Origin of the sequence: Stieleria tagensis (genome assembly GCF_024129865.1) — a bacterium.
Taxonomy (GTDB): Bacteria; Planctomycetota; Planctomycetia; order Pirellulales; family Pirellulaceae; genus Stieleria; species Stieleria tagensis.
This window is the reverse complement of sequence record NZ_JAMYFE010000037.1, coordinates 35,700-57,091: the sequence shown is the minus strand read 5'-3', so window position 1 is coordinate 57,091 and position 21,392 is coordinate 35,700. Positions and strand designations below refer to the sequence as shown.

General features: G+C 55.1%; 15 protein-coding genes. 12 read left to right on the top strand and 3 right to left on the bottom strand.

Features of this window, described 5'->3' with window-relative positions; genetic code table 11:
• The first annotated feature begins 24 nt into the window (after positions 1-24).
• The 6 genes from NHH03_RS08050 to NHH03_RS08025 all read left to right on the top strand — a co-directional run bounded on the left by NHH03_RS08050 (position 25) and on the right by NHH03_RS08025 (position 7,988).
• Positions 25-411 (top strand): BlaI/MecI/CopY family transcriptional regulator, encoded by a 387-nt coding sequence (locus NHH03_RS08050; RefSeq protein WP_253155250.1) that lies wholly within the window; start codon positions 25-27, stop codon positions 409-411.
• Entirely contained in the window at positions 411-1,514 is a 1,104-nt protein-coding gene (locus NHH03_RS08045; RefSeq protein WP_253155249.1) for a M56 family metallopeptidase, read from the top strand. Before NHH03_RS08050 ends, NHH03_RS08045 begins: the two co-directional genes overlap by 1 nt.
• 155 nt (positions 1,515-1,669) lie before the next feature.
• Entirely contained in the window at positions 1,670-4,168 is a 2,499-nt protein-coding gene (locus NHH03_RS08040) for a glycosyltransferase (RefSeq protein WP_253155248.1), read from the top strand.
• Complete coding sequence (locus NHH03_RS08035) at positions 4,162-5,355, top strand: LptF/LptG family permease (protein WP_253155247.1); 1,194 nt, start codon at positions 4,162-4,164, stop codon at positions 5,353-5,355. The genes NHH03_RS08040 and NHH03_RS08035 overlap by 7 nt, the downstream gene beginning before the upstream one ends.
• Before the next feature lie 3 nt (positions 5,356-5,358).
• Positions 5,359-6,990, top strand: coding sequence for an ArnT family glycosyltransferase (locus NHH03_RS08030; protein WP_253155246.1), 1,632 nt, complete (start codon positions 5,359-5,361; stop codon positions 6,988-6,990).
• A 71-nt stretch (positions 6,991-7,061) separates the two neighbouring features.
• A complete protein-coding gene (locus tag NHH03_RS08025; RefSeq protein WP_253155245.1) occupies positions 7,062-7,988 on the top strand; it encodes a DUF1207 domain-containing protein in 927 nt (308 codons plus the stop codon).
• Positions 7,989-8,016: 28 nt separating this feature from the next.
• On the opposite strand, the gene NHH03_RS08020 is transcribed toward NHH03_RS08025, so the two are convergent.
• Complete coding sequence (locus NHH03_RS08020) at positions 8,017-8,487, bottom strand: PA2169 family four-helix-bundle protein (RefSeq protein WP_253155244.1); 471 nt, start codon at positions 8,485-8,487, stop codon at positions 8,017-8,019.
• A 589-nt stretch (positions 8,488-9,076) separates the two neighbouring features.
• Between NHH03_RS08020 and NHH03_RS08015 the strand changes: the two genes are divergently transcribed.
• From NHH03_RS08015 to NHH03_RS08005, 3 genes are read left to right on the top strand one after another with little or no spacing between them, the layout of a single operon-like run.
• Positions 9,077-9,862: an N-formylglutamate amidohydrolase gene (locus NHH03_RS08015; protein ID WP_253155243.1), complete on the top strand. Its 786-nt coding sequence runs from the start codon at positions 9,077-9,079 to the stop codon at positions 9,860-9,862.
• Positions 9,859-11,832, top strand: a complete 1,974-nt coding sequence (locus NHH03_RS28130; RefSeq protein ID WP_253155242.1) for a flavohemoglobin expression-modulating QEGLA motif protein — start codon at positions 9,859-9,861, stop codon at positions 11,830-11,832. Before NHH03_RS08015 ends, NHH03_RS28130 begins: the two co-directional genes overlap by 4 nt.
• Complete coding sequence (locus NHH03_RS08005) at positions 11,829-12,875, top strand: glutathione synthetase (RefSeq protein WP_253155241.1); 1,047 nt, start codon at positions 11,829-11,831, stop codon at positions 12,873-12,875. Before NHH03_RS28130 ends, NHH03_RS08005 begins: the two co-directional genes overlap by 4 nt.
• A gap of 7 nt (positions 12,876-12,882) precedes the next feature.
• Here the strand turns inward: NHH03_RS08005 and NHH03_RS08000 are convergent, their stop codons facing one another.
• Positions 12,883-13,416, bottom strand: coding sequence for an MgtC/SapB family protein (locus NHH03_RS08000; RefSeq protein ID WP_253155240.1), 534 nt, complete (start codon positions 13,414-13,416; stop codon positions 12,883-12,885).
• A gap of 164 nt (positions 13,417-13,580) precedes the next feature.
• Between NHH03_RS08000 and NHH03_RS07995 the strand changes: the two genes are divergently transcribed.
• Positions 13,581-19,604, top strand: a complete 6,024-nt coding sequence (locus NHH03_RS07995) for a PAS domain S-box protein (RefSeq protein WP_253155239.1) — start codon at positions 13,581-13,583, stop codon at positions 19,602-19,604.
• Here the strand turns inward: NHH03_RS07995 and NHH03_RS07990 are convergent.
• Positions 19,601-19,798 (bottom strand): zinc-ribbon domain-containing protein, encoded by a 198-nt coding sequence (locus tag NHH03_RS07990; RefSeq protein ID WP_253155238.1) that lies wholly within the window; start codon positions 19,796-19,798, stop codon positions 19,601-19,603. The genes NHH03_RS07995 and NHH03_RS07990 overlap by 4 nt on opposite strands.
• A gap of 143 nt (positions 19,799-19,941) precedes the next feature.
• Here NHH03_RS07990 and NHH03_RS07985 point away from each other — a divergent pair, with 143 nt between their 5' ends.
• Together NHH03_RS07985 and NHH03_RS07980 are read left to right on the top strand one after the other, a co-directional pair.
• The gene (locus NHH03_RS07985) at positions 19,942-20,292 is read left to right on the top strand and encodes a hypothetical protein (RefSeq protein ID WP_253155237.1); all 351 of its coding nucleotides are present in this window, start codon (positions 19,942-19,944) and stop codon (positions 20,290-20,292) included.
• Positions 20,285-21,391, top strand: coding sequence for an AI-2E family transporter (locus NHH03_RS07980; protein ID WP_253155236.1), 1,107 nt, complete (start codon positions 20,285-20,287; stop codon positions 21,389-21,391). Before NHH03_RS07985 ends, NHH03_RS07980 begins: the two co-directional genes overlap by 8 nt.
• Position 21,392: the final 1 nt, after the last annotated feature.

Genomic DNA, 21,392 nt, shown 5'->3' with positions numbered 1-21,392 from the left:
ACATCATTTTAAAGGATATTTCAGATGCGGCCTGCAAAAAAAGCACGGATCGAATTGACCAAGTGTGAAGCCGAGGTCATGGATGTGGTGTGGGACAAGGAATGCGTGACGGTCAATGATGTGGTCGAAGGTATCGATCGTGAACTGGCCTACACGACCGTATTGACCACGATGAAAATTCTAGAAGAAAAGCGATTCGTTTCTCGCGGGGACAAGATCGGGCGTGCATTTACCTACACGGCTAACGTCTCTCGTGAACAGGCTCGCGCAGGCATGTTGAAATCTCTGACTGATCAATTATTCGGTGGGTCGGCGCGATCGCTGGTATTGAGTTTGATTCAATCTGAAGCCGTTTCGGCAGCCGACATCGAAGCGGTCAAAAAAGCCGCTGCAAAGTTGGAGAAGTCCTGATGGACTATTCGCTCGCTTTTGAAGTCGGCAGCACGTTGTGTGTTCAAGTGGCGATCATTGTTGCGGTGACATTGACGCTGCAGCGCTACGTCAGCGACACGCGGGGGAGTTGTCAGTTGTGGACGATCTGTTTCGTCTCTCTGATTGCGTTGGTTGCTGCCGGAGTGTTGTTTCCGCACCGTCGGTTGTTTGAGTTTCCGGACGGTTTTTCGCGGCAAAGTGTGGTGGGGATCGTTACCTGGCAAGCCCGATTGGTCGTGGCCCTGTTGGTGATTTGGATCGCTGGGACATTCGTCTCGATTCTCCGCCGCGCTCTATTCTGTGTCTCACTGATTCGCTTTCTCAGCCTCCGGTGCGAAGAATTGGATGCGGAGGGATTGACGAGCTTGCCGGTCGATCTTGATCGAGATGGAATCGCAAACTTGCGAATCATGCTGTCAGATGAGATCCAAGGTCCATTTTGTTGGCAATTGCATCGTCCGACGATTGTCTTGCCGCGATACATGTTCGACGATGACGCGACCACGCTGCGTTTGGTGTTGTTGCACGAATTGGAGCATCTCCGTACAGAGCATCCGATGCAACATTTTTTGCAGGGTGTCTGTTCGACTCTGTTGTGGTTTCATCCTGCGGTCTGGTGGGCAGCCGACGGCGCCGAACTGACGCGTGAGTATCTATGTGACGAAGCCGCAGTGACCGCGTCGGGAAAATGTGCCGACTATTTGCATGCACTGGTGAAAATCGCAGAGCGTTGCGGCAGTGTGTCCTGTTCCAGCATGCCGCGTGGAACGCTGGCGTTTGGCAACCGAAAAAGCGCCTTGGTTCGACGCAGTGATCGATTGGTGATGCTCAACCAAACCGTGTCCAAGCCAAAATCCTTGCGACCGGTGGCTGCAATCTCAATCTTGCTGTTATGGGTCTTGGCCGTCCAGCAGGTTTGGTTGCCGACCAACGCCATCGCATCGGGCCGTAGCGACTGGTCACCGTGGCCGACATGGACCGCCAACACGTTGCACCACTTCGACATTCGTGTCCGAGATTTTGAACCCTTCGACGAGCGAACCCGACTCCACGAATGGTTGGAATCCGAGAGCGATCACTGATCACTTCGCGCTTGCCATAAAAGCGCTGGCTTCAAACTGCGAAAGTGAGCCTCGGATAAACTACTAAAAGACTAGAAGTTGGGATTGCTGCGACCGACCGATCGCCTGTACCGTTTGCTGAAATACTAATTTCCTCGTAGTTCAGGAGTGCAGGGATGCACCCAGCATTGTCACGTCCGGTCGCGCCGTCACTCTCGCTCATTCTTCCGGCTTGGAATGAGAGCGAAGTGATTGTCCGCGCGATCGAAGAAGCCGACCAGGCGCTCCGCGAAGTCGCCGCGTGTTATGAAATCATAGTCGTCGACGACGGCAGCACCGATGACACGGCGGCGTTGGTTCAGCAACTCGCCGCATCGAACCCGGCGGTGCGTTTGCTACGTCACCAGCCCAACCGAGGCTATGGTGCAGCGCTGCGTAGCGGGTTTGCCGCCGCAACGATGGATCGAGTCGTCTTTACCGATGCCGATTGCCAGTTCGATCTGACTGAATTGGATCGATTTGTCTTGTTGTCGCAGCGATACGACGTGGTTTGTGGCTATCGGATCGATCGCAAGGACACGGCGCTGCGCTGTTTCTATTCCAAGGTCTACAACCAACTGGTCCGCGCGTTGTTAGGAACAGGCGTGCGCGATGTGGATTGCGCGCTGAAAATGTTTCATCGTGAGGTGGTGCAAGAATTGGAAATCACAGGGGACGGATTTTTAGTCAATTCCGAAATCTTGGTCCAAGCCAAACAGCAAGGACGCAGCATTGTCGAAGTCGGAGTCTCGCACCGCCCTCGGACGGCAGGATCGAGCACCGTTTCGGTTCGCCATATCCCCAAAGTGCTGACGGATTTGGTTCGCTATTGGTGGAACGTGGTTCAGTTTCCCGGTGAAGCTTCTGATCCCGCGGATGAGAAACCGGTTACCGCACCGCCGGTTCGCCGTGAGCACTCGGATTCCCTCTATGGAGGATTGCAAGTCGCATTGTTGATGATCGCGGCGCTGTTTCTGTTAACGAATCTTGGCTATCCGCTGATCGATCGTGACGAGACACGGTATGCAGAGATACCGCGCGAGATGTTGGTCACCGGCAATTGGGTGTTGCCGCGTCTGAATTTCCAAACCTACTACGATAAACCGCCGCTCCTGTATTGGTTGTGCGCCATCAGTTTCAAGTGGTTTGGCATTGGGGAAGCATCCGCGCGATTGGTGCCGGCCCTGGCAGCACTGGGAACCATCGCGTCGACGATGTTTTTCGGGACTCGTTTTTTCGGGCGTCGCATTGGTCTGTTGTCGGGCATCGTCTTGATGCTGTCGGTCGGATTCACGTTTACCAGCCGCTATCTGTTGCTGGATGGATTGTTGGCGCTGTTCGTATCGACATCACTGTTGACAGCGATCGAGGCAATCCGCGGGGATCGATTTAGACTGTCCTGGTGGCTGTTGTCAGGTGTCCTCTGCGGTTTGGGGTTCTTGACCAAGGGCCCACTTGCGCTCGTCTTATGGTTGCCGCCGGTGTTTGTATTCAGTTGGTTGTCCCGCTCGTCGGTGAAGCCACGATTATCACACTATGCAGCCATCGCTGGCGTTGTGTCCGCCATCGCGGCACCTTGGTTGGTCGCGGTGTCACTACAAGACCCCACGTTTCTGGCCGAGTTTTTCCTCAGGCATCATTTGGCACGGTTTGCCGGTGAGTTTCATGCCCGTCCGATCTGGTATTTCATTCCAGTGTTATTGATCGCGGCGCATCCTTGGTCGTTCCTGACGATCCCCTATGCCAAATTCTTGTTCGGTCGCGGAGACGACTTGCGTCGGCAACGGCCGCCGGCGATCGGTTTTATGATGCTGTGTGTGGGCTGGTGTTTTCTGTTCTTTTCTTTATCCCGGTGCAAATTGCCAACCTATTTATTGCCGGCGGCACCCCCGCTGGCGTTGATGATGGGGCACTATTTGGATCTGGTCTTGCGTCGAACGGCCGATCCGACGCGGCACTGGTTTGCTCGATTTTGGTCTGCCCGGTCGGCAACCGCGGCGACATGTTTGGCAGGCGTCGGATTTGTGGTGTTCGCCGTGACGCTTGGGCAAAGCATCTCACTGGGCGTCTTTGGTTGGGGGATCCTTTGGATCAGCTTGTTGGTTTCCACTCTGGTTCTGTTGGGCGACAAACATCAAGCCCGATTTGCCTGGGGGTCAACCTCTGCGGTGGCATTCTTGTTTGCCGTGATGGTGATGCATCATCTGCTGCCGATGTATAGCCGATCACAAACCCTGTTCGGGGCGACGTCACCGCTGGGCCAGCCGCTGGCGGATCGGTCCGATTCACAATGGCATTCGTCGACAGCGATGGCGACGATCGCCCATGAATTTTCCGAGGTCCCATTCTATTTAGGACGCAATGACATCGTGAATTTTGCCAGGGTGCAGGATGCAGGACTGCAGCAGTTTGTGGCAAAAAATCGTCGTTGCCTGTTGGTGATGGATCAACAGGTCAGCACGACGGAGCTGCGCCGCTACCTGCCGCCCAAAAGTCAGCTGAAAGGACTCGGCCAGCGGGGTTCGGCGCAGTTGATCGAGGTGGCAATCGCGCCGACGATCGATCGGATAGCCACCCGGGCCCAACACACCTCGACGACCACACCCTTGTCGAAACATCGAGACGCGGCATGGTAACCACCATTCAACGTCGCGTCGGCATGGAGATCATCAACCTGTTCATTTTGTCGTTGATTGTCGTCACCACGCTGGCCATGTTTGTCGGAGTGGCTCGCGAAGCGATTCATCAGGGGCTGAGCATGAGCGGGGTCATACGTCTACTGCCGTTTGCATTGCCCAACGCATTGTCGCTGGCTGTCCCTGCGACGGCACTGTTGAGCGTCTGCTGTGTTTACGGCCGGATGTCCGCAGACAACGAGTTGATCGCCATGCAGTCGGTTGGTATTTCACCATATTCCATTGTTTGGCCGGCGATCATGATCACCACTCTGTTGAGCTTGGCAACGGTGGCGCTAATCAATGTGTCGTTCACCTGGGGCTATCACGGCATTCAACAGGTCGTAATGTCATCGGTTCAGCACATCGCCTACGGCGTGCTGCGACGTGATCACAGCTTTCAACACGGTCAGTTCTCGTTGGTGGTTCATGATGTTCGGGGCAACGATTTAATCGCACCGACAATCAAGCTTCACCGGCAAGACGGCCAACCGATCTTGATCACTGCTCGCCGTGCTCAACTTCGCTACAACGAAGCGCAGCAGGGAATTGAATTGAGTATCACTGACGGAATAGCACAGGTCGACAATCGTGCGCAGTTTCGGTTCCCCCATACGATCGTGCACACCGTTGCGTTGCCGGTCGGTCAGCCGGTTGACCTATTGACGGCCAATCCGTCGCACATGTCGATGAAATCTTTGCCCATTGCTTCACTGCATCAGCGGGCTGAAATCGAACGGTATGAAAAGGAGCTGACAGTTCGGTTGGGGTTCAGTTTGCTGCAATCACGCTTGGATCAGATCGCAGGCAGCGAATCGGAACTTGGTCAGACCTCGCTTCGAACCGCGAGGAAGCGACTGCACCGCTTGGCGACCGAAGGCCATCGCCGCTGGGCGAGCGGGTTCACCTGTTTGGCGATGGTGATGATCGGCATCCCACTGGCCATCCGACTGCGCGCGTCCGACACCATGACCACCTTTGGAATCGTTTTTTTACCCACCGTGCTGTCGTACTACCCGCTGTTCGCTGTGATGTTGGATTTAGCCAAGCAGGGCGATATCCCTCCACAGTCGGTGTGGTGCGTCAACGCATTATTCATTGTCGCCGGCAGTTTTATGTTACGACAAACACTCCAACGCCCCGCCTGATTCATGCCAACCTTTCTCATGCAACCGTGCTGGCAACGGGTGATCGCCTGGAGCGTCCTGGTCGTTGCCGCGATGATCGTCTTGTTGCCAAACCTGTCGTATCCGTTGATCGAGCCCGATGAGACTCGGTATGCACAGATCGCGATCGAGATGATCGATTCACGAGACTGGGTCACTCCGACGTTGGATGGAACGCCCTATTTGGACAAACCGCCATTGATGTATTGGTTGACGGCAACCAGTTTTGAGTGGTTTGGAATCAGCGAGACGGCGGCCAGGATGCCATCGGTGTTGGCGGCCTTGGCAACCATTGTTTTGACTTATCTGTTAGGGCAACGCATTGTCGGCGGACGTGCCGCCTGGTTGGGTGCGATTTCGCTGTTGTTGTGCGGTGGGTTTGTCTTGACCGGCCGGTTCTTGATCCTGGATTCTTTGTTGACGCTGTTTTCGACTCTTTCGTTGTTGGCTGGATACATCGCGTTGCAGCAACGAAAAATCGATTGGTGTTGGTGGATGGTTTCTGCGGTAGCTTGTGCGTTGGGGATCCTGACCAAAGGGCCTGTCGCATTGGTTTTGTGTGTTCCACCGTTGGTCATCAGTGGTTGGCTGCGCCGCGATCATACACAAGCCCGGCCGTTGCATTGGGCTGTGTTTGGTATTCCGCTGCTGTTGCTGGCATGTCCATGGTATGTGGCGGTGTGTTCCTTCAACCCGGAGTTTGCGGACTATTTTTTCTGGGAACACAATTTCAAACGGTTCACGGCGGGCTCGAATCACCCGCAACCGTTTTGGTTTTTTGTACCCGTATTGCTTGCGGGAATGTTTCCGACGTCACTTCTATTGCCTTCGGTCGCTGTTTATCTGACGGGGCGTTCGAATCCGATTCGCAGTCTGAGGACAAAGGACTTAGGTTTTCTGGTCTGCAGTGCCGTCTGGATCTTGGTGTTTTTTTCGCTGTCCAGTTGCAAATTGCCGACTTACATTCTGCCCATGTTTCCGTTGACCTGCTTGCTGGTCGGGGGCATGTTGGACCAGACGGTGTTCCGGTCTGGATCGCCGACCGGCGTTGCCCGCTTCTTGCTGCCGTTCCCCCAGCGGACGATGTTGATTCTGGTGGCAGTGTTGGTCATCGTTGCCGCGGTCGATGTCTGGTTCCGCGGATCGATGGGCGCCGGGACGATCGCAGTCGTCGCCTGTGCGATGGGTTTGGCAGGAGGCCTGCTGATGACTTGGCGTCGGCAGTCGACGCCATCCCCGATTAGCTGGTCGGTGATGGCAATGGCCGCTGGCCTAACGCTTGGGTTTGCCGGCTGGAGTTTGATGCCCGGCATTGCCAGATCACGTTCGGTGTATGGGAAAGCCCGACAGTTGGCGTCTGAAGATCCCAGTGCCTTGCTGGTCTTCTTTGGCGAAAAACCACACGCAGCCAAACTTCAATTGCCGGTCGATCGAGTGGTCTATTTTCCTCAGCCACTAAGCGCGGAGTTTGTCGGTTTTGTTTCTGGTCAGCGGGATCTGATTCTTGTAACCGATGACGAAACCATCAATCAAACGCGTGATGCGATTGCATCGAGCCATGACTTGATCGAATCGGGGGTGCACAGGCATCTGTATGTGGCCAGGTTCCAACGATGAACCTGTTTTTCAGAATCTGCATCGCGCTACTAATAGGTTGGACGAATGGACCGATCGACCGTCGATGGAGCATGGCCGCAGAGAGAGGCGAGGTAAATGACACTGATCGGGATCAATTTGCCAATGAGTTCGGGACGTTGATGGCGCGTACCGATCACCTGTTTGAAATAGCGGATGCAGAGTGCAGTCAGATCTGCGAGCAAGTGTGCCCGATAATTCCCGGTGCGGAGCAACAAAGACGCGATTGGTATCTATTGCCAGACGGATTGCTGTGGCGATCGTATTTGGCCGGCCCGCATGAACCACGCCTGTCCACGGTCATCTTTAATGACCAAAAACAAGGCGTGTTTTGGGATGCGACGCTAGGCGGGCGCGTCGGATTGTTGCGATACGGTAGTGCCGGTGCGTTGCGACCCCAAGGCTGGCAGTGGGATTTGGAAGGCGCGGTGATGACACGACTGGACTTGCTGCATGCCGAAGACGTGGAGTCGGTCGACTATCGCTTTGGAACCGAAATCACGGCAGCCGAAGGGCCTTGGGCAATGAAGTTCGGCTACTTTCACATCAGTTCCCATGTCGGCGACGAATACGTCATCCGCAACCCAGCGTTTGAACGCATCAACTACGTCACCGAATCCTGGGTCTGGGGCGGAAGCTACTCGCCTAATCCCAGTTATCGCTTTTATGCCGAGGTTGCCAACGCGTTTCGAGCATCGGGTGGCGCCCGGCGCTATCAGTTTCAAACCGGTGCGGAATACACGCCGCGGGCAATCGATCCCCGACGGGGTGCACCATTTGCGGCTGTCAATTTGAATTTTCGCCAAGCGGTCGGCCACGACGTCTCAACCACCATCCAGCTAGGTTGGTCGTTTCAAAGTCCACAGTCGGGTCGCCGAATCCGTTTTGGTTTGCAATACGGCGGCGGTCCAACCAGCCAATACGAATTCTTCGACCGCCGCGAAGAATTGCTCGGCGGCGGCGTTTGGTTCGACTACTGATGTCGTTTAAACAGTGCGACGTGGCGGTCTATTTGTCTTTGTAGGCGTCGCGCAGGTCGCGAACCTTGTCGTGGCCAGCTTTGACCTTGGCGTATTGGGCCGTCAGGATGTCATTGGCAGCACTGCCAGCGGTTTCCTTCAGCACGTCTTCGTAGGCCTCTTTGATGTGATCTTCGCCGCGCTCGGCTTCGATCAAAATCACATAGGGATCGCCTCCGTTCAACTTGCCTCGGATGTTAATCCAAATTCGGTGCGTCTTGGCAGCGACACTCCCGTCGTCCTCCGCTTCGGCACCGTTGAATTCCACCAACGTCTGCAGCTCGGTGGCCATCGCAGAGCGTTCGTCGCCGATCGTACGGAACAGAGTCGACAACTTTGCGTCGTCTAATTCCTCAGCGGATTCGTGGAATCCGTTGTACGAGTCAATGTTGGCTCGGATCAGTTTCTGAAGCTTATCGATCGTCGATTCGTTCAGATCCATTTTCGTTTCAAGACTCATCGTATCTCTCCTTGCGGGTTCTATTTTCTGTTCAAGCAACCTCACAGCGCTAGAAAGCTCAGTGCGCTAGAAAGCACAGCTCGGTGCGGTCTTTCGAAATGAATCACGCAAAGGTCGTGCCGAATCCGGCATTCCAAAGAGAAATAAAGTCTGACGGCTAAGCGGCCGGAGAGGGTTCTCAGAAAGCCCCTCTCCGGCCCTGAGAGGCCGACTCTCCCAAGGAAGAGTGAAGAGATCGAAGCGGCAATTTACCGAGTCATTTGAGTTAAAAGGCAGATTTGTGCAACTTCAAAGAAACGTTAGCGAGGGATCCCGTCAAACGGCTAAATCCCTCGCTGACGCGTCGGGTCGCCATTTGTGGGTAATCGCCAGGGTCACGGGAGTAGCAAACTGGACTTTCCAGACGAGTCGATTGGTCGCAGATCGTTCAGCCTGGTGGCGAGCGGGTCAGTGCATCGATTCAAACGAACCGTGAATGACTTGAGTGGCGAGTCGGTATCGACTGTGTTCGAAAAGCAGCATCGTAGTGCCTGATTGGTACGGGATTCGCTAAACCCAACCATTTACACTCCAACTCGGGCGAATCCTCATGACACTCAAACCTCATTGCATTTTTCAGCGTGGCACGGGGCCAATCGTCGCCGCGGCCATTCACAATGGTCACGACACGCGGCGCAGTGTCGAACGCCATTTGCGGATCGATGAACAGGAGCAATTGCGAGAAGAGGATCCACTGACTGGCGAGTGGACTCAGATCGCTAAAACGCAAATCGTTGGGTTGCGATCGCGTTTCGAAGTGGATTTGAATCGACCCCGTGACAAAGCGGTTTATGAACGTCCGGCCGATGCCTGGGGCATGGAGGTTTGGGACACGCCGCCGGATCAGAAGATGAAGGCGGCTTCGTTGCGCGAATACGATTTGTTTTATCAGCAGGTCAAAAGCTTGTTGGATGAAATGGTGGCCGAACATGGGCATGTCGTGATCTATGACCTGCATACCTATAACTATCGCCGCGACGGAGCTGACGCGCCTGAGGCGGACCGGTTATTGAACCCCGAAGTCAATATTGGCACCGGAACGATGGACCGTGAGTATTGGGCGCCCGTCGTCGATCGATTCATTGATCGATTGCGTGCTTATGATTTTCATGGTCGCAGTTTGGATGTGCGTGAGAACGTTAAATTCCAAGGCGGACATTTCGGCAAATGGGTTCACGAAACCTATCCCCAGCAGGTCTGTTCGATTGCCATCGAGTTCAAAAAGTTCTTCATGGACGAGTGGAACGGTGAAGCGGATCCCAGTGAGGTCGAATGCATTTACAAAGCATTGCGATCGACGTTGCCCGGCGTACGCGATGAATTGGAGCAGATGTGAGCGATTCATCGACCGGGACCGCCGGGACGGCTTCGACCATCGAATCCCGCTATCGGGCGCTCACCAAAGCGGTTTGTGCTCGCTTGGAGAAGAACAAGCGGGTGCGCCGTAATTTGCCGGGAGAGGGTCGTTTGCGGATTGATCGCCAATTGCCGTTTCTATGTGTCTACCGTCAACAGCAGTGCCAGCAACCCGATCTGGGCACACGACAATTGGTCACCAGTGAAGCGTCGTACTTGTTTGCCGACGGCGATGCGGCGCATCAGGACGGCTTGGCTGATTTATGCGGTGCGATTGGTGGTGCAATGCAGGAACACTTCGGCACTTTTCTGTTGATCGAGGTGTGGGCGTCGGGGCAGGATGAACAGGCGGATTCCGAGAATGCAGATTTTGAAATCGTGTGTACCGACGCCGACGCCATGCCGTCAACGATCGAAGTTTTTCGCAAATCTCTGGCGTCGATTCATCTGGCCAGCGACTCGCCGGTGGTCCGAATTCGCAGTGGCGACCAAGTCCATCCAGATGGTTTCTCGCCGTTGATGCCCGAGTGCAGTGATGGGGGCAGCGGTGGGTGTTGTACGATCGGATTGGCGGTGAAACCCATTTATCGCGATTCAAAAACCGGCGCAATCTATCCGTTGGTTTTACAACGTTTGCGTTGGCAACTAGCGACGGCGATTCGCAAGACCATTGCTGAGTTCACTGGGACGGTAAAGGAATCGGAATCCTCGCACTACGACACGCTGGGCCCCTCGTCGATGGTCAAAGCGGTGCGTCTGATCGACCAGCAACTGAGCGATGTTTCGCAGTCCTTTGATTTTCTGTTGCAGGTCACGCCGACCAATGCGGAGGACGCCGGTTGTCATTTTCGCGAACACGGCTATCGCGAACTACCGCCACTGCAGTACCGACACTTGCCCTACCATCCCAATCTGTTGAAACGTCAACTGTTTGCGGTCGAGATCGAGCGTATCGAAGATCCGACGTTGGCGCATCTGTTCTGGGAGAAGCAAAACGAAATCGATCATCAACTGACCTCGCTGCGAGAATTGCATCTACCCGAGGCCACTTCGTTGCACCCGGGGCAATCCAATTTCCTTGCCAACAGTTTGCAATTGTACGGTGCGCCGGAGGAAGAACTGGTGGAACTGGCCCGTGAGATATTGCAACGATTTCGGCCCGATCGAAATGCGGCCGACCAGCCGTCGGTCGAGAACAAGAAAACGGTTGGTACCAACCAGTTGGTGCAGCGAGCGCGTGAGGAGATTGACCACTATCACACACGAATGAGCGAGTTTAATGCGAAGGTCGAGGTTTCCGATCGGATTGCATCAGGCATCATGGTTTCGCAAGACCGATTGTTGATCGCCAACAATTTGCGATTGTCACCGCGCCGAGTGACGGCGCTACTGCATCATGAGATCGGGACGCACCTGTTGACCTATTTCAATGGTCGCTGCCAGCCGCTGCGTCAGATGTACGCCGGGCTGGCGGGATACGAAGAATTGCAGGAGGGGCTGGCTGTGTTGGCGGAATATTTGGTGGGCGGATTGACCCGCAACCGCATGCGAACGCTGGCCGCACGTGTGATCGCGACGCGCTGCGTCACGCGCGGCGAATCTTTTGCCGACGTCTATCGCAAATTGCATCGCCGCCACCGATTCAGCGGTCGGCAATCATTCACCACCGCCTTGCGTGTGTTTCGAGGCGGCGGATTGACCAAAGACTTGATTTACCTGCGTGGTTTGCGAGATCTGTTGGTTTATCTTGCAGCCGGACACGATATCGAGCCGTTGTATGTCGGCAAAATCGGTCTGCAACATGTTCCCTACATTCAAGAACTACGTCGACGTGGCATCATCGAACCGCCACGTTTATTACCTCGATTTTTGGACGACGCCAAAGTTCGCGAGCGGCTCGATGCCTGTCGCGGCAAGTCCGTCCTGGACCTCATGGAGACGGACAGATGAAGATTGGATTTGTAGTCAATGACGTGATGACCGAAAAAGCCAGTTACACGACCACACGGCTGGCGATGTCAGCGGTCAATTTGGGGCATGAGAGTTTTCTGTTGGGTGTCGGTGATTTCATCTATGCTCCCGACGGTTCGATCCAGGCGCATGTGCGCAGCGTCAACAATGGGAAATATGATTCGCTAAAGACGTTCTTGGGCGAAGTGCAAAGTGACGACAACCAAAGTCAACGGATCTCGTTAGATGATTTAGATGTTTTGCTGCTGCGAAACGATCCTTCCGATGATGCTTCGGACCGACCGTGGGCACAGACCAGCGGCATTCTGTTCAGCCAGCTTGCTGCCACGCGTGGCGTGATCGTCTTGAACGATCCCTTCAGCTTGGCCAACGCGCTGAACAAGACCTATTTCCAACACTTCCCCGAACAGGTTCGTCCGCGAACCTGCATCAGTCGTGACGTGGACGACATCAAAGCCTTTATCGCCGATCAGCACGACAAGGTGGTGGTCAAACCCTTGCAGGGATCCGGCGGACAGAGTGTGTTCTTGATCGGCGAAGATGAAAAAGCAAATTTGAATCAGATGATCGAAGCGGTGATCCGCGACGGATTCTGTATCGCCCAAGAATACCTGCCCGCAGCCGTCGATGGCGACGTGCGGATGTTTGTGATGAACGGTCGACCGCTGATGAAAGATGGCAAATACGCGGCCTTTCGACGACGCAATGATACCGGCGATGCTCGCAGCAACATGCATTCGGGCGGTAAGGGCGTCGAGGCGGAGGTGACCGACAAAATGCTGGAGCTGGTGGAAATGGTCCGTCCCAAACTGGTGCAAGATGGAATGTTTCTGGTCGGGTTGGACATCGTCGAGGACAAGTTGATGGAGATCAACGTGTTCAGTCCCGGCGGTTTAGGCAGCAGCCAGAAACTGACCGGAGTTGATTTTACGGATGTGGTGATCCGCGACCTGGAACGCAAGGCGCAATACCGATCGTACTATGGAGCAACGATGCGCAATCGTGATATCGCAACGCTGTAGTGATTCATCACATGCGGTCGGCAGCAGGCGGATCACTGTCTTCGGACGGTGTTTTCGGGGACTGGTCTGATCTGCGATCCTGTTTTTCCTGTAGCGATTCGAACAGGGATTCCAGCCATCCAACCAGGGAGAGCACCACGACTGCGGCGATCGTGATCAGGACGGCCAGCGGAATCCGACCGACGGCGACTGCCACGCCAATTCCGGCCGTCAGATAGACCGTTGCGGCCGTGGTCAATCCTTCGACTTCATCGCGATCATGGATAATCGTGCCGGCGCCTAAGAAGCTGATGCCGACGACGATCGCTTGCAACACCCGAATCGGGTCTGCCTTGATCACCTCAGCGGGTTCCCGGGCTTGAAACTGGTCCACAATGGCTTGGCCCAGCACCATCATCAGGGCGCTGCCGGCGCAGACCAGAATATGGGTGCGAACACCGGCGGGTTTTTTGGCGATTTCTCGTTCGATCCCGAGCACGGCACCCAGCAGCGCCGCAACGGCGATGACGATCAAACTTTCACTGTCAGCTGAATTAAACATGATTCCCTGTTCCCAAGTTCGGCAGCGATTCGGTGAAATTCGCCCGTTGTTGCCGATGGCAGCACGATCTATCTTTATACCAAGCCGTTCCCAATCTTTCCCAGACCGCAGGGGTGGGTCGAGAATCGACTGAAATGCCGATCGATCCCCCGTGAGTGAACTGAATGAATGAACCAGAGTCGAACAAGATCGCACCTCCCCTGATTGTGGGTGTTGGCGCTTCGGCAGGCGGGCTGGAGGCTTTTCAAGCGTTTCTAAATGCGTTGGGATCGGCCTCTGAGCTGGCGATTGTCTTTGTTCAACACATGGATCGCGCCGGTCAGTCCCTGCTGGCCGAGTTGTTGTCTGCCGCGACGACTTTGGATGTGGTCGAGGTGGTTGACTCGATTCAAGTGCGATCCGGTTGCGTTTATGTCGGCCCGCCCCAGCAACCGTTGGAGTTATCGGCGGGGGTTTTACGGCCGATCACGAACGAATCTGACCGGCGACCGTCTTCGCCGATTGACACTTTCTTTCACTCGCTTGCCGAGGATCAGGGCGAGAGTGCGGTGGGAGTGATTTTGTCGGGTGCCGGAACCGACGGCACATTGGGTTTGAAAGCAATCAGTGACGCCGGCGGGCTGACCTTTGCTCAGGATTCAAAATCGGCAAAGTTTGATTCGATGCCACGCAGCGCTGCGACGACCGGGGTCGCCGATCATGTGATGGAGCCGGCTGAGATTGCCGCTGAATTAAAACGCTACTGCCGTCATTTGCTGGCTCTCAATCACGAACTCTCACCCGTGCGGCTCCACGAGCGGATCGAGGAAGCGATTCCGACCATCGCGGAGACGTTATTGTCTGTCACCGGTCACAATTTCCAACACTACAAAAACAGCACGCTACGGCGCCGCATTCAGCGACGGATGCAGATTCTGAAGGTTGCCTCGGTCGCTGAGTATGTCAACGACCTGCAACGTCATGACGACGAAGCACAGGCATTGTTTCGCGAGCTGCTGATTGGTGTGACGATGTTTTTTCGTGACCCAGAAGCGTTTGCAGCCCTTCGGAAAGAGGTGTTGCCGAAATTATTTGAGCAGCGGAATGCGGACGACAGCATTCGAATCTGGGTGGCCGGCTGTGCCAACGGTGCCGAAGCCTACTCGCTGGCGATTCTGTGTCGTGAATTCATGGATGAGATTGAATCGCCGCCGGAGGTGCAAATTTTCGCCACCGACATCGATGAACGCGCCTTGCAGATCGCACGAGAAGGCATCTATCCGGTCGGCATCCAAGAGAACATTTCCGAAAAACGTTTGCAGCGTTTTTTTGTCAAACGTGGCAATCGCTATCAGGTCACCAAAGAGATCCGCGACCTGGTGTTGTTCTCGGCACATAACCTGATCAGCGATCCACCGTTTTCGCGACAGGACTTGATCTGTTGTCGCAATTTGTTGATCTATTTGGGCCCGCATTTACAAAAGAAGCTTGTCCCTTTGTTTCACTACGCGCTGCGGCCATCGGGGTTTCTCTTTCTGGGGCCCAGTGAAAGCATGACCTCGCATGGTGAATTGTTTCGCAGTGTCGACGCCAAATCGCGGATCTCGCAACGCAAGGGCACCGCGGTAGGCACCACGCCGGCGTTGGGTCAGCGGCCGACTCCGGTCACATCCAACGGCAACAATAACGGCAGCTCCACGCCGATTTCAGAGCACCCGGTGGACCTGACGGCGATGCGGCAGCGGATTCTGTTAGATGAATTTGCGCCCAAGTCCTGTGTGATTGATGAATCCGGCAAAGTGCTCAATGCCGCGGCGGACATGCAAAAGTTCTTGACGCTCGGTGACGGCGATTTCCAAAACCATGTCGTCAAAATGGTTGCCAGCGAATTGCGGATCGGGTTACGAGCCGCGATCTCTGAAGCGGTGAAAACGAAACGTCGGGTTCAACACGACAACCTGTCGCTGCGTCAGGGCGACCAAATTCAGCGTGTGATGTTGACCGTACAACCCATGCCGCGACTCGGTGAAGACGAAGCGTTGTATATGGTTGTCTTTCACGAACTGGGGACACCGATCGGACGCGATGAAATCAGTCATCCTGCATTGCAGAACTCCAGCGAAGCCGAGTCGATCATTGCGCAGTTGGAACTGGAACTGAGTTCGACACGTGAAGATTTAGACAGAACGATGCAGGACATGGAGGCGGCCAATGAGGAGATGAAGTCGTCCAACGAAGAACTGTTGTCGATGAATGAGGAACTGCAATCGGCCAACGAGGAATTGGAGGCGTCCAAAGAAGAGATCCGCGCCAGCAGTGATGCGGTGGCACGGGCGCACAGTGATTTGCAAAATCTGTTGCGCAGCACTCAGATCGCAACGGTGTTTTTGGATGAAGATCGAAATATCCGCAGTTTTACACCGGCGATCACCGACATCTACGGTCTGATCAGCACGGACATCGGTCGGCCCCTGGATCACTTTGTTCCGTTAGTCGATCAGATGCCGAAACTGCCCGAGCCGAGTGAGTTAGACGACGGACAGTCGGTCGAGCATACCGTGACGGCTAGGTCTGGAAAATCTTATATCCGCCGCGTTCTGCCCTACCGATCGGGTACCGGTGCGATCGAAGGCATCGTCGTGACCTTTACCGAGGTCACTCAGCTGCGTGAGAGCGAAGAATTATTTCAGTTGTTGGTCGCCGCGTCGGCACAAATCGTTTGGATCGCCAATGCCGATGGCACTGTGTCACTGGATTCGCCGAGCTGGCGTGCCTTTACCGGGCAAACGGTAGCACAGTGGATTGGAGAGGGTTGGTTGGACGCGATCCATCCGGAGGACCGCCAGCTGACGAGGGAGAAATGGCGGGCGGCGGTCGAATCCAATGGCCCTTTCTCCGTCCAGTATCGGCTGAAGCACCACAGTGGTGAATACCGCTGGACGCAAGTGCGTGCGGTTGCCCAATACAAACGGGACGGGACTGTGAAACGCTGGGTCGGCATGAACACCGATATCAACGTCCAGAAACGATGGGAGTTGGAACTGACCGATCGCGAGTCACACCTGCGCCGCGTGATCAACAATCAACTCGGATTGGTGGGGGTGATTGACCGCGATGGCATACTCGTCGAAGTGGATGATCGCTCGATGGAAATCGCGAGAGCGAATCGAGAGGACGTGATCGGCAAACATTTTGCCGAAACATCGTGGTGGACTTACGATCCGGCCGTGGCCGATCAAATGCGTGATGCCATGCAACGGGCCTTTGCGGGCGAAGTCGTTCGCTACGACGTGTCCCTGTTTGCCCATGGTGACGAAGGGGTGATGATCGATTTCATGATCGCACCGGTCAAAGATGCTGACGGCAACGTCGAATATTTGATTCCTTCGGGTGTTGATATTCGAGACCGGTACAGGGCCGAAAAAGAACTATTGGCCAACCAGCATCGAGTCCGGATGGCGCTCAAGGCCGGCGGCATGGCTGCTTGGGAATGGACCGAGCAAAAAAGTTATTGGGAAACCGGTTTGTTCGAGTTGTTGGGCATCCCGGAAACGGAACACCCCAGTTCCGAGTTGTTTTTTGAGTGTGTGCATCCCGATGACCGCAAAATGCTGCAGACCCGGTGGCAGCGTGCCATCCACGGCCAAGACGACTATCAAAGCGAGTTTCGGATCTGTCGGCCCGATGGCCAAGTGCGCTGGCTTTCGGCGGTCGGCAGTCTGGTACGCGATGCCTCCGGTGCGGTCGTCCGCATGTACGGATTGAATTGGGACATCACCGATCAAAAAGAGTACGAACAACGAATTCGTGCCAGTGAGGAACGCCTGCGATTGGCGCTGAGTGCCGCCGAGTTGCAGCTTTGGCAGTGGAATGTGATTGAGGATCAATGGTATTGGTCCGACGAACGACTGACCAAGACGGCTTCATCGCCGGTTCGCTTGCTGGGCGGATTTGCAGATTTTCTCAAACGCGTCCATCGCCATGAACGTGGACAAGTCAAAGCGGCGATCCATACCAGTTTGGAACGCGGGGATCCGTTTCGCGCCGAGTATCGTGTGCTCCGCGGTGGCACCTATCGATGGGTGTTGTCCCTGGCGCACATCAGTATTCAAGATGAAGACTCACCGATGCAAATGGTGGGTGTCGAATTGGACATCACCGACCGCAAGGAATCCGAAGAACTGATCCGCCAGTCCTTGCAGCGGGTGGAAAGCAGCAATGCCAAGTTACAGGGCTTGTTCGATGTCACAGCGATCTTTGCAGGTGTGCTTGATCTGGATGGCTATGTGCAAGAGGCCAACGAAACATCGACCACAGCATGTGGTTACCGCCGTGAACAGGTGATCGGCAAAGTGTTTTGGGAATGTCCGTGGTGGTCGGGCAGCGAGACTGTACGACGGAGGGTTCGCGAAGCCCATTTGGCGGCCAAATCCGGCGAGACAGTTGACTTGCAGTTGGACTATTGGTTGGTTGACGGATCCAAGCGGTTATTACAACTGCGTGTGGCACCGGCTCGCAACGAATCTGGCGAAGTGGTTTATACCGTTCCCAGTGGCGTCGACGTCACCGAACAAAAACAACGTGAACGCGAAGTCCGATTGAGCGAACAACGACTACGCGTGGCGGCCAAAGCGGCAGGGTTTGGGATGTTGCATGTGGACCTACGGAATTCCCGTGTCACGTTTTCGTCCGAACTCAATCGTATCGTCGGCTATCCGGCGGATCATGAATTCGGACTTTCACCGGACCAGACACCGCCGTTTGTTCATCCCGACGATGTCGCGGACTATGAAGATCATGGTCGCCAAGCGTTATTGAGTGACGATGAATCGATGCCGCCCTTGGATCACCGGATTGTGCGACCGGACGGGCAAATTCGTTGGGTTCGTTTGCAGACCAAGACGCTGTTCGGGACCGACAAGCAGGGCAACACACGTCCCCGCCAAATCATTGGCACGATGTTGGATATCACCGCACAGCACGAATTCGAGGAATCACTCAAAGCCGCTCGCGCCGAAGCCGTTGCGGCGAACCAATCCAAGAGCGCGTTTGTGGCCAATATGAGTCATGAAATTCGCACGCCGATGACCGCCATCCTCGGTTACACCGATTTGATTGCCGATCGGATCGACGATGAAGAAGCCATCGGGCACTTGCGGACCATCCGGCGCAATGGTGATTTTTTGTTGGAAATCATCAACGACATTCTGGATTTATCAAAAATTGAAGCCGGCAAATTCGACGTCAATCCAGAGCGTTTTGACCCGACGCGATTGGTCGAAGATGTCCGCAGCATCATGGAGGTGCGGGCAAGCGAAAATGATTTGACGTTGGATGTGCACTACGACGGCAAGATCCCCGCCGAAATCGAAAGTGACCCCAAACGGTTGAAACAAATCCTGATCAATTTGGTTGGCAATGCGATCAAGTTCACCAAGCATGGAAATGTCAAAGTCGTGGTGCGCCATCTGGTTGGTCGCAACGGGCAGTCCTGCGGTTCCGATGATCCGGCATTGCAGTTTGACATTATCGATACCGGAATCGGTATGAGTGATGAACAACAGCAAAAGTTGTTCAAGCCGTTTTCGCAGGGGGATTCGTCAGTCAGCCGTCACTTCGGCGGTACCGGGTTAGGGTTGGCGATCAGTCGGCGGCTGTCCGAGATGCTGGGTGGAAAAATTGAAGTCGAAAGCAGTGTCGGCGAAGGCAGTCGATTCACCGCGACGGTCGCCACCGGCGATATCGAAGGTGTGGATTTGGTCGAACCCCGACCGGTGATCGAACCGTCAGCGGATGAACGACCACGCGAGCCCATCAAGCTGGACTGTCACGTGTTGGTTGTCGATGATCGTCACGACATTCGTTTTCTGAGTGGTCGCATTCTAGGCAAAGCGGGGGCCACCGTGGCGGAAGCCGAGGATGGGCAGATTGCCGTCGATCACATTCGCGAGGCCCTGCAGAATGGCAATCCGCCCGCACTCATTCTGCTGGACATGCAGATGCCCAACCTGGATGGTTACGACACCGCAAAACAGTTGCGGACACTGGGATTCACCGGACCCATTATCGCGTTGACCGCCGATGCGATGCAGGGCGACATGAACCGCTGTATCGAATCGGGCTGCAACGACTATTTGTCAAAGCCGATTGATGCCATGCGGCTGGTCTCATTGGTGTCCGAATTGACCACTCAGGCCAAAATGGTTTAATTCAATGGCTCGGTGTTGGACGGTGTGTCGCTGTCGTTCGGATCGTCGTCCAGCGGCGGATGTTTGGTCGGTGTGATCCCACCGGGGCTGACGACATAGATTTTCTCGCCACAGAAGGGACAGGCTGGGGCGCGGTCATCGACCATTCGGCTACATTGAGGACAAGAAACCCGGTTCAGTTGTTTTTTTGACATGGTTTGATACCCACCAGTTTGGTCGCTGGAGGGTCGATTGGGGCAGCGGAGGGTAAACATTGGCGATCCAGAGGGTCGCTGGCATGAGCTTTGCACAAATCGTTCCGTCTCAAACACAATATTCCGACTTTGGAAGCTCAATCATGACACAGTCCAACCCCCAAATTGAAGAACAGCTCAGCAAACTGGCACGGCTCTGCTGTGACTCACTCGATGGCGGCGAGCCCGTCGCGGGAGAAGAATCTGACGCCTTGTTGAAGTCACTGCTGATGAGTGGCTATGCGCGGCAAGAAGGCGCGTCGCTGCAGGCCGACGTCGAATCGAGAGTCAAGCAACTGTGCCAAAAACCGGCGATGCACCGTGGCGGGGCGCTTTCCGGGATCACGTCCAATTTGCAAGAAAAATTCGACGAACTGGTGCGCTGGGAATCACAACAGCCCAAGCAGCAGGACGAGCCCAAAGCAGCTAACATCAGTTCTGCCACGGATGCGTGACCGTAGTCATCTACCACGCCAGATTTCGCTTTGGCTGTTGCTGGGAATCGTGGTATTGGTCGGCGTCTTGTTTTTTCAGATCGTCCGACCGTTCATCGTTGCGCTGTTCGTCGCAGCGGTGTTGACCGTCCTGTTTTCGCCGCTGCATCAGTGGCTTACCAAGCGGATGTTTGGCTACAAACGGGCCGCCGCCGCAGCGACGACCGCTTTGGTGATTCTGTTGGTGCTGATTCCGATCGGTGTGACCCTGTTGATGGCCGGTACCCAGGTCATGGAATCCGGAAAACATGCGGTCGCTTGGTTGGAGGATCGTTCCAATGATGGTTTTGACGATACGATTGAACAGATCGAACGGACACGCGTCGGGGCCACACTGGATCACCTGTACCGCAGGCTGCCACCGGACCAACAGGACCAGCTGCGTGCATCGGCGGTCAAGGTGGCCAATGGCATTTCCGGCGAGCTGTATCAGAAAACCCGGGGAATGATCAGCGATGCATTCGGGTTTGGTGTCGGTGTCTGCATCATGACGCTGGCGCTGTATTACTTTCTGGCCGATCGAGAAATTTTCGTCGGTGAATTGCATCGGATGATGCCGCTGGAGAATCGCGAGGAACAGAAACTAACCGACCGTTTTCATTCGGTCTGTCGCGGGGTGGTGTTAGGGACGCTCGTCGCTGGGATGACCCAGGCCGGTTTGGCCGGGATCGGATTTGCCGTGTTGGGCGTGCCTCAGATTTGGATGTTGATCGTGCTGTGCATGTTCTTTTCGTTCATCCCCTTTTTGGGTTCTGCGCTGGTGTGGGGGGCGGTCGCCGTCTGGTTGCTCACCGAAGGCCGTGTCGCCGCGGGGCTGGGACTGGCAACCTATGGCGTCATTATCATTTCCACATCCGATAACCTGGTGCGTTCTTACGTGATCGGCAACCAAGCCAAACTGCACCCTCTGGTTGCGTTGGTCACGGTGTTAGGGGCACTGAATCTAATGGGATTGTGGGGGATTTTTGTCGGTCCGATGGTGGCTGCATTTTTCTACGCGCTCTTAAACATCGCCAAGGAACGTATCATTCGAGACAAACACGAAACGGCAAGAGATTGAC

What these genes read in the sequence shown, in the direction of transcription:
- NHH03_RS08045 (WP_253155249.1), top strand. Translation starts at nt 411, where the DNA reads ATGGACTATTCGCTCGCTTTTGAAGTCGGCAGCACGTTGTGTGTTCAA.
- NHH03_RS07990 (WP_253155238.1), bottom strand. Translation starts at nt 19,798, where the DNA reads ATGTCAAAAAAACAACTGAACCGGGTTTCTTGTCCTCAATGTAGCCGA.
- NHH03_RS08035 (WP_253155247.1), top strand. Translation starts at nt 4,162, where the DNA reads ATGGTAACCACCATTCAACGTCGCGTCGGCATGGAGATCATCAACCTG.
- NHH03_RS08050 (WP_253155250.1), top strand. Translation starts at nt 25, where the DNA reads ATGCGGCCTGCAAAAAAAGCACGGATCGAATTGACCAAGTGTGAAGCC.
- NHH03_RS08005 (WP_253155241.1), top strand. Translation starts at nt 11,829, where the DNA reads ATGAAGATTGGATTTGTAGTCAATGACGTGATGACCGAAAAAGCCAGT.
- NHH03_RS08040 (WP_253155248.1), top strand. Translation starts at nt 1,670, where the DNA reads ATGCACCCAGCATTGTCACGTCCGGTCGCGCCGTCACTCTCGCTCATT.
- NHH03_RS07980 (WP_253155236.1), top strand. Translation starts at nt 20,285, where the DNA reads ATGCGTGACCGTAGTCATCTACCACGCCAGATTTCGCTTTGGCTGTTG.
- NHH03_RS08020 (WP_253155244.1), bottom strand. Translation starts at nt 8,487, where the DNA reads ATGAGTCTTGAAACGAAAATGGATCTGAACGAATCGACGATCGATAAG.
- NHH03_RS08000 (WP_253155240.1), bottom strand. Translation starts at nt 13,416, where the DNA reads ATGTTTAATTCAGCTGACAGTGAAAGTTTGATCGTCATCGCCGTTGCG.
- NHH03_RS07995 (WP_253155239.1), top strand. Translation starts at nt 13,581, where the DNA reads ATGAATGAACCAGAGTCGAACAAGATCGCACCTCCCCTGATTGTGGGT.
- NHH03_RS07985 (WP_253155237.1), top strand. Translation starts at nt 19,942, where the DNA reads ATGACACAGTCCAACCCCCAAATTGAAGAACAGCTCAGCAAACTGGCA.
- NHH03_RS08015 (WP_253155243.1), top strand. Translation starts at nt 9,077, where the DNA reads ATGACACTCAAACCTCATTGCATTTTTCAGCGTGGCACGGGGCCAATC.
- NHH03_RS08030 (WP_253155246.1), top strand. Translation starts at nt 5,359, where the DNA reads ATGCCAACCTTTCTCATGCAACCGTGCTGGCAACGGGTGATCGCCTGG.
- NHH03_RS08025 (WP_253155245.1), top strand. Translation starts at nt 7,062, where the DNA reads ATGGCCGCAGAGAGAGGCGAGGTAAATGACACTGATCGGGATCAATTT.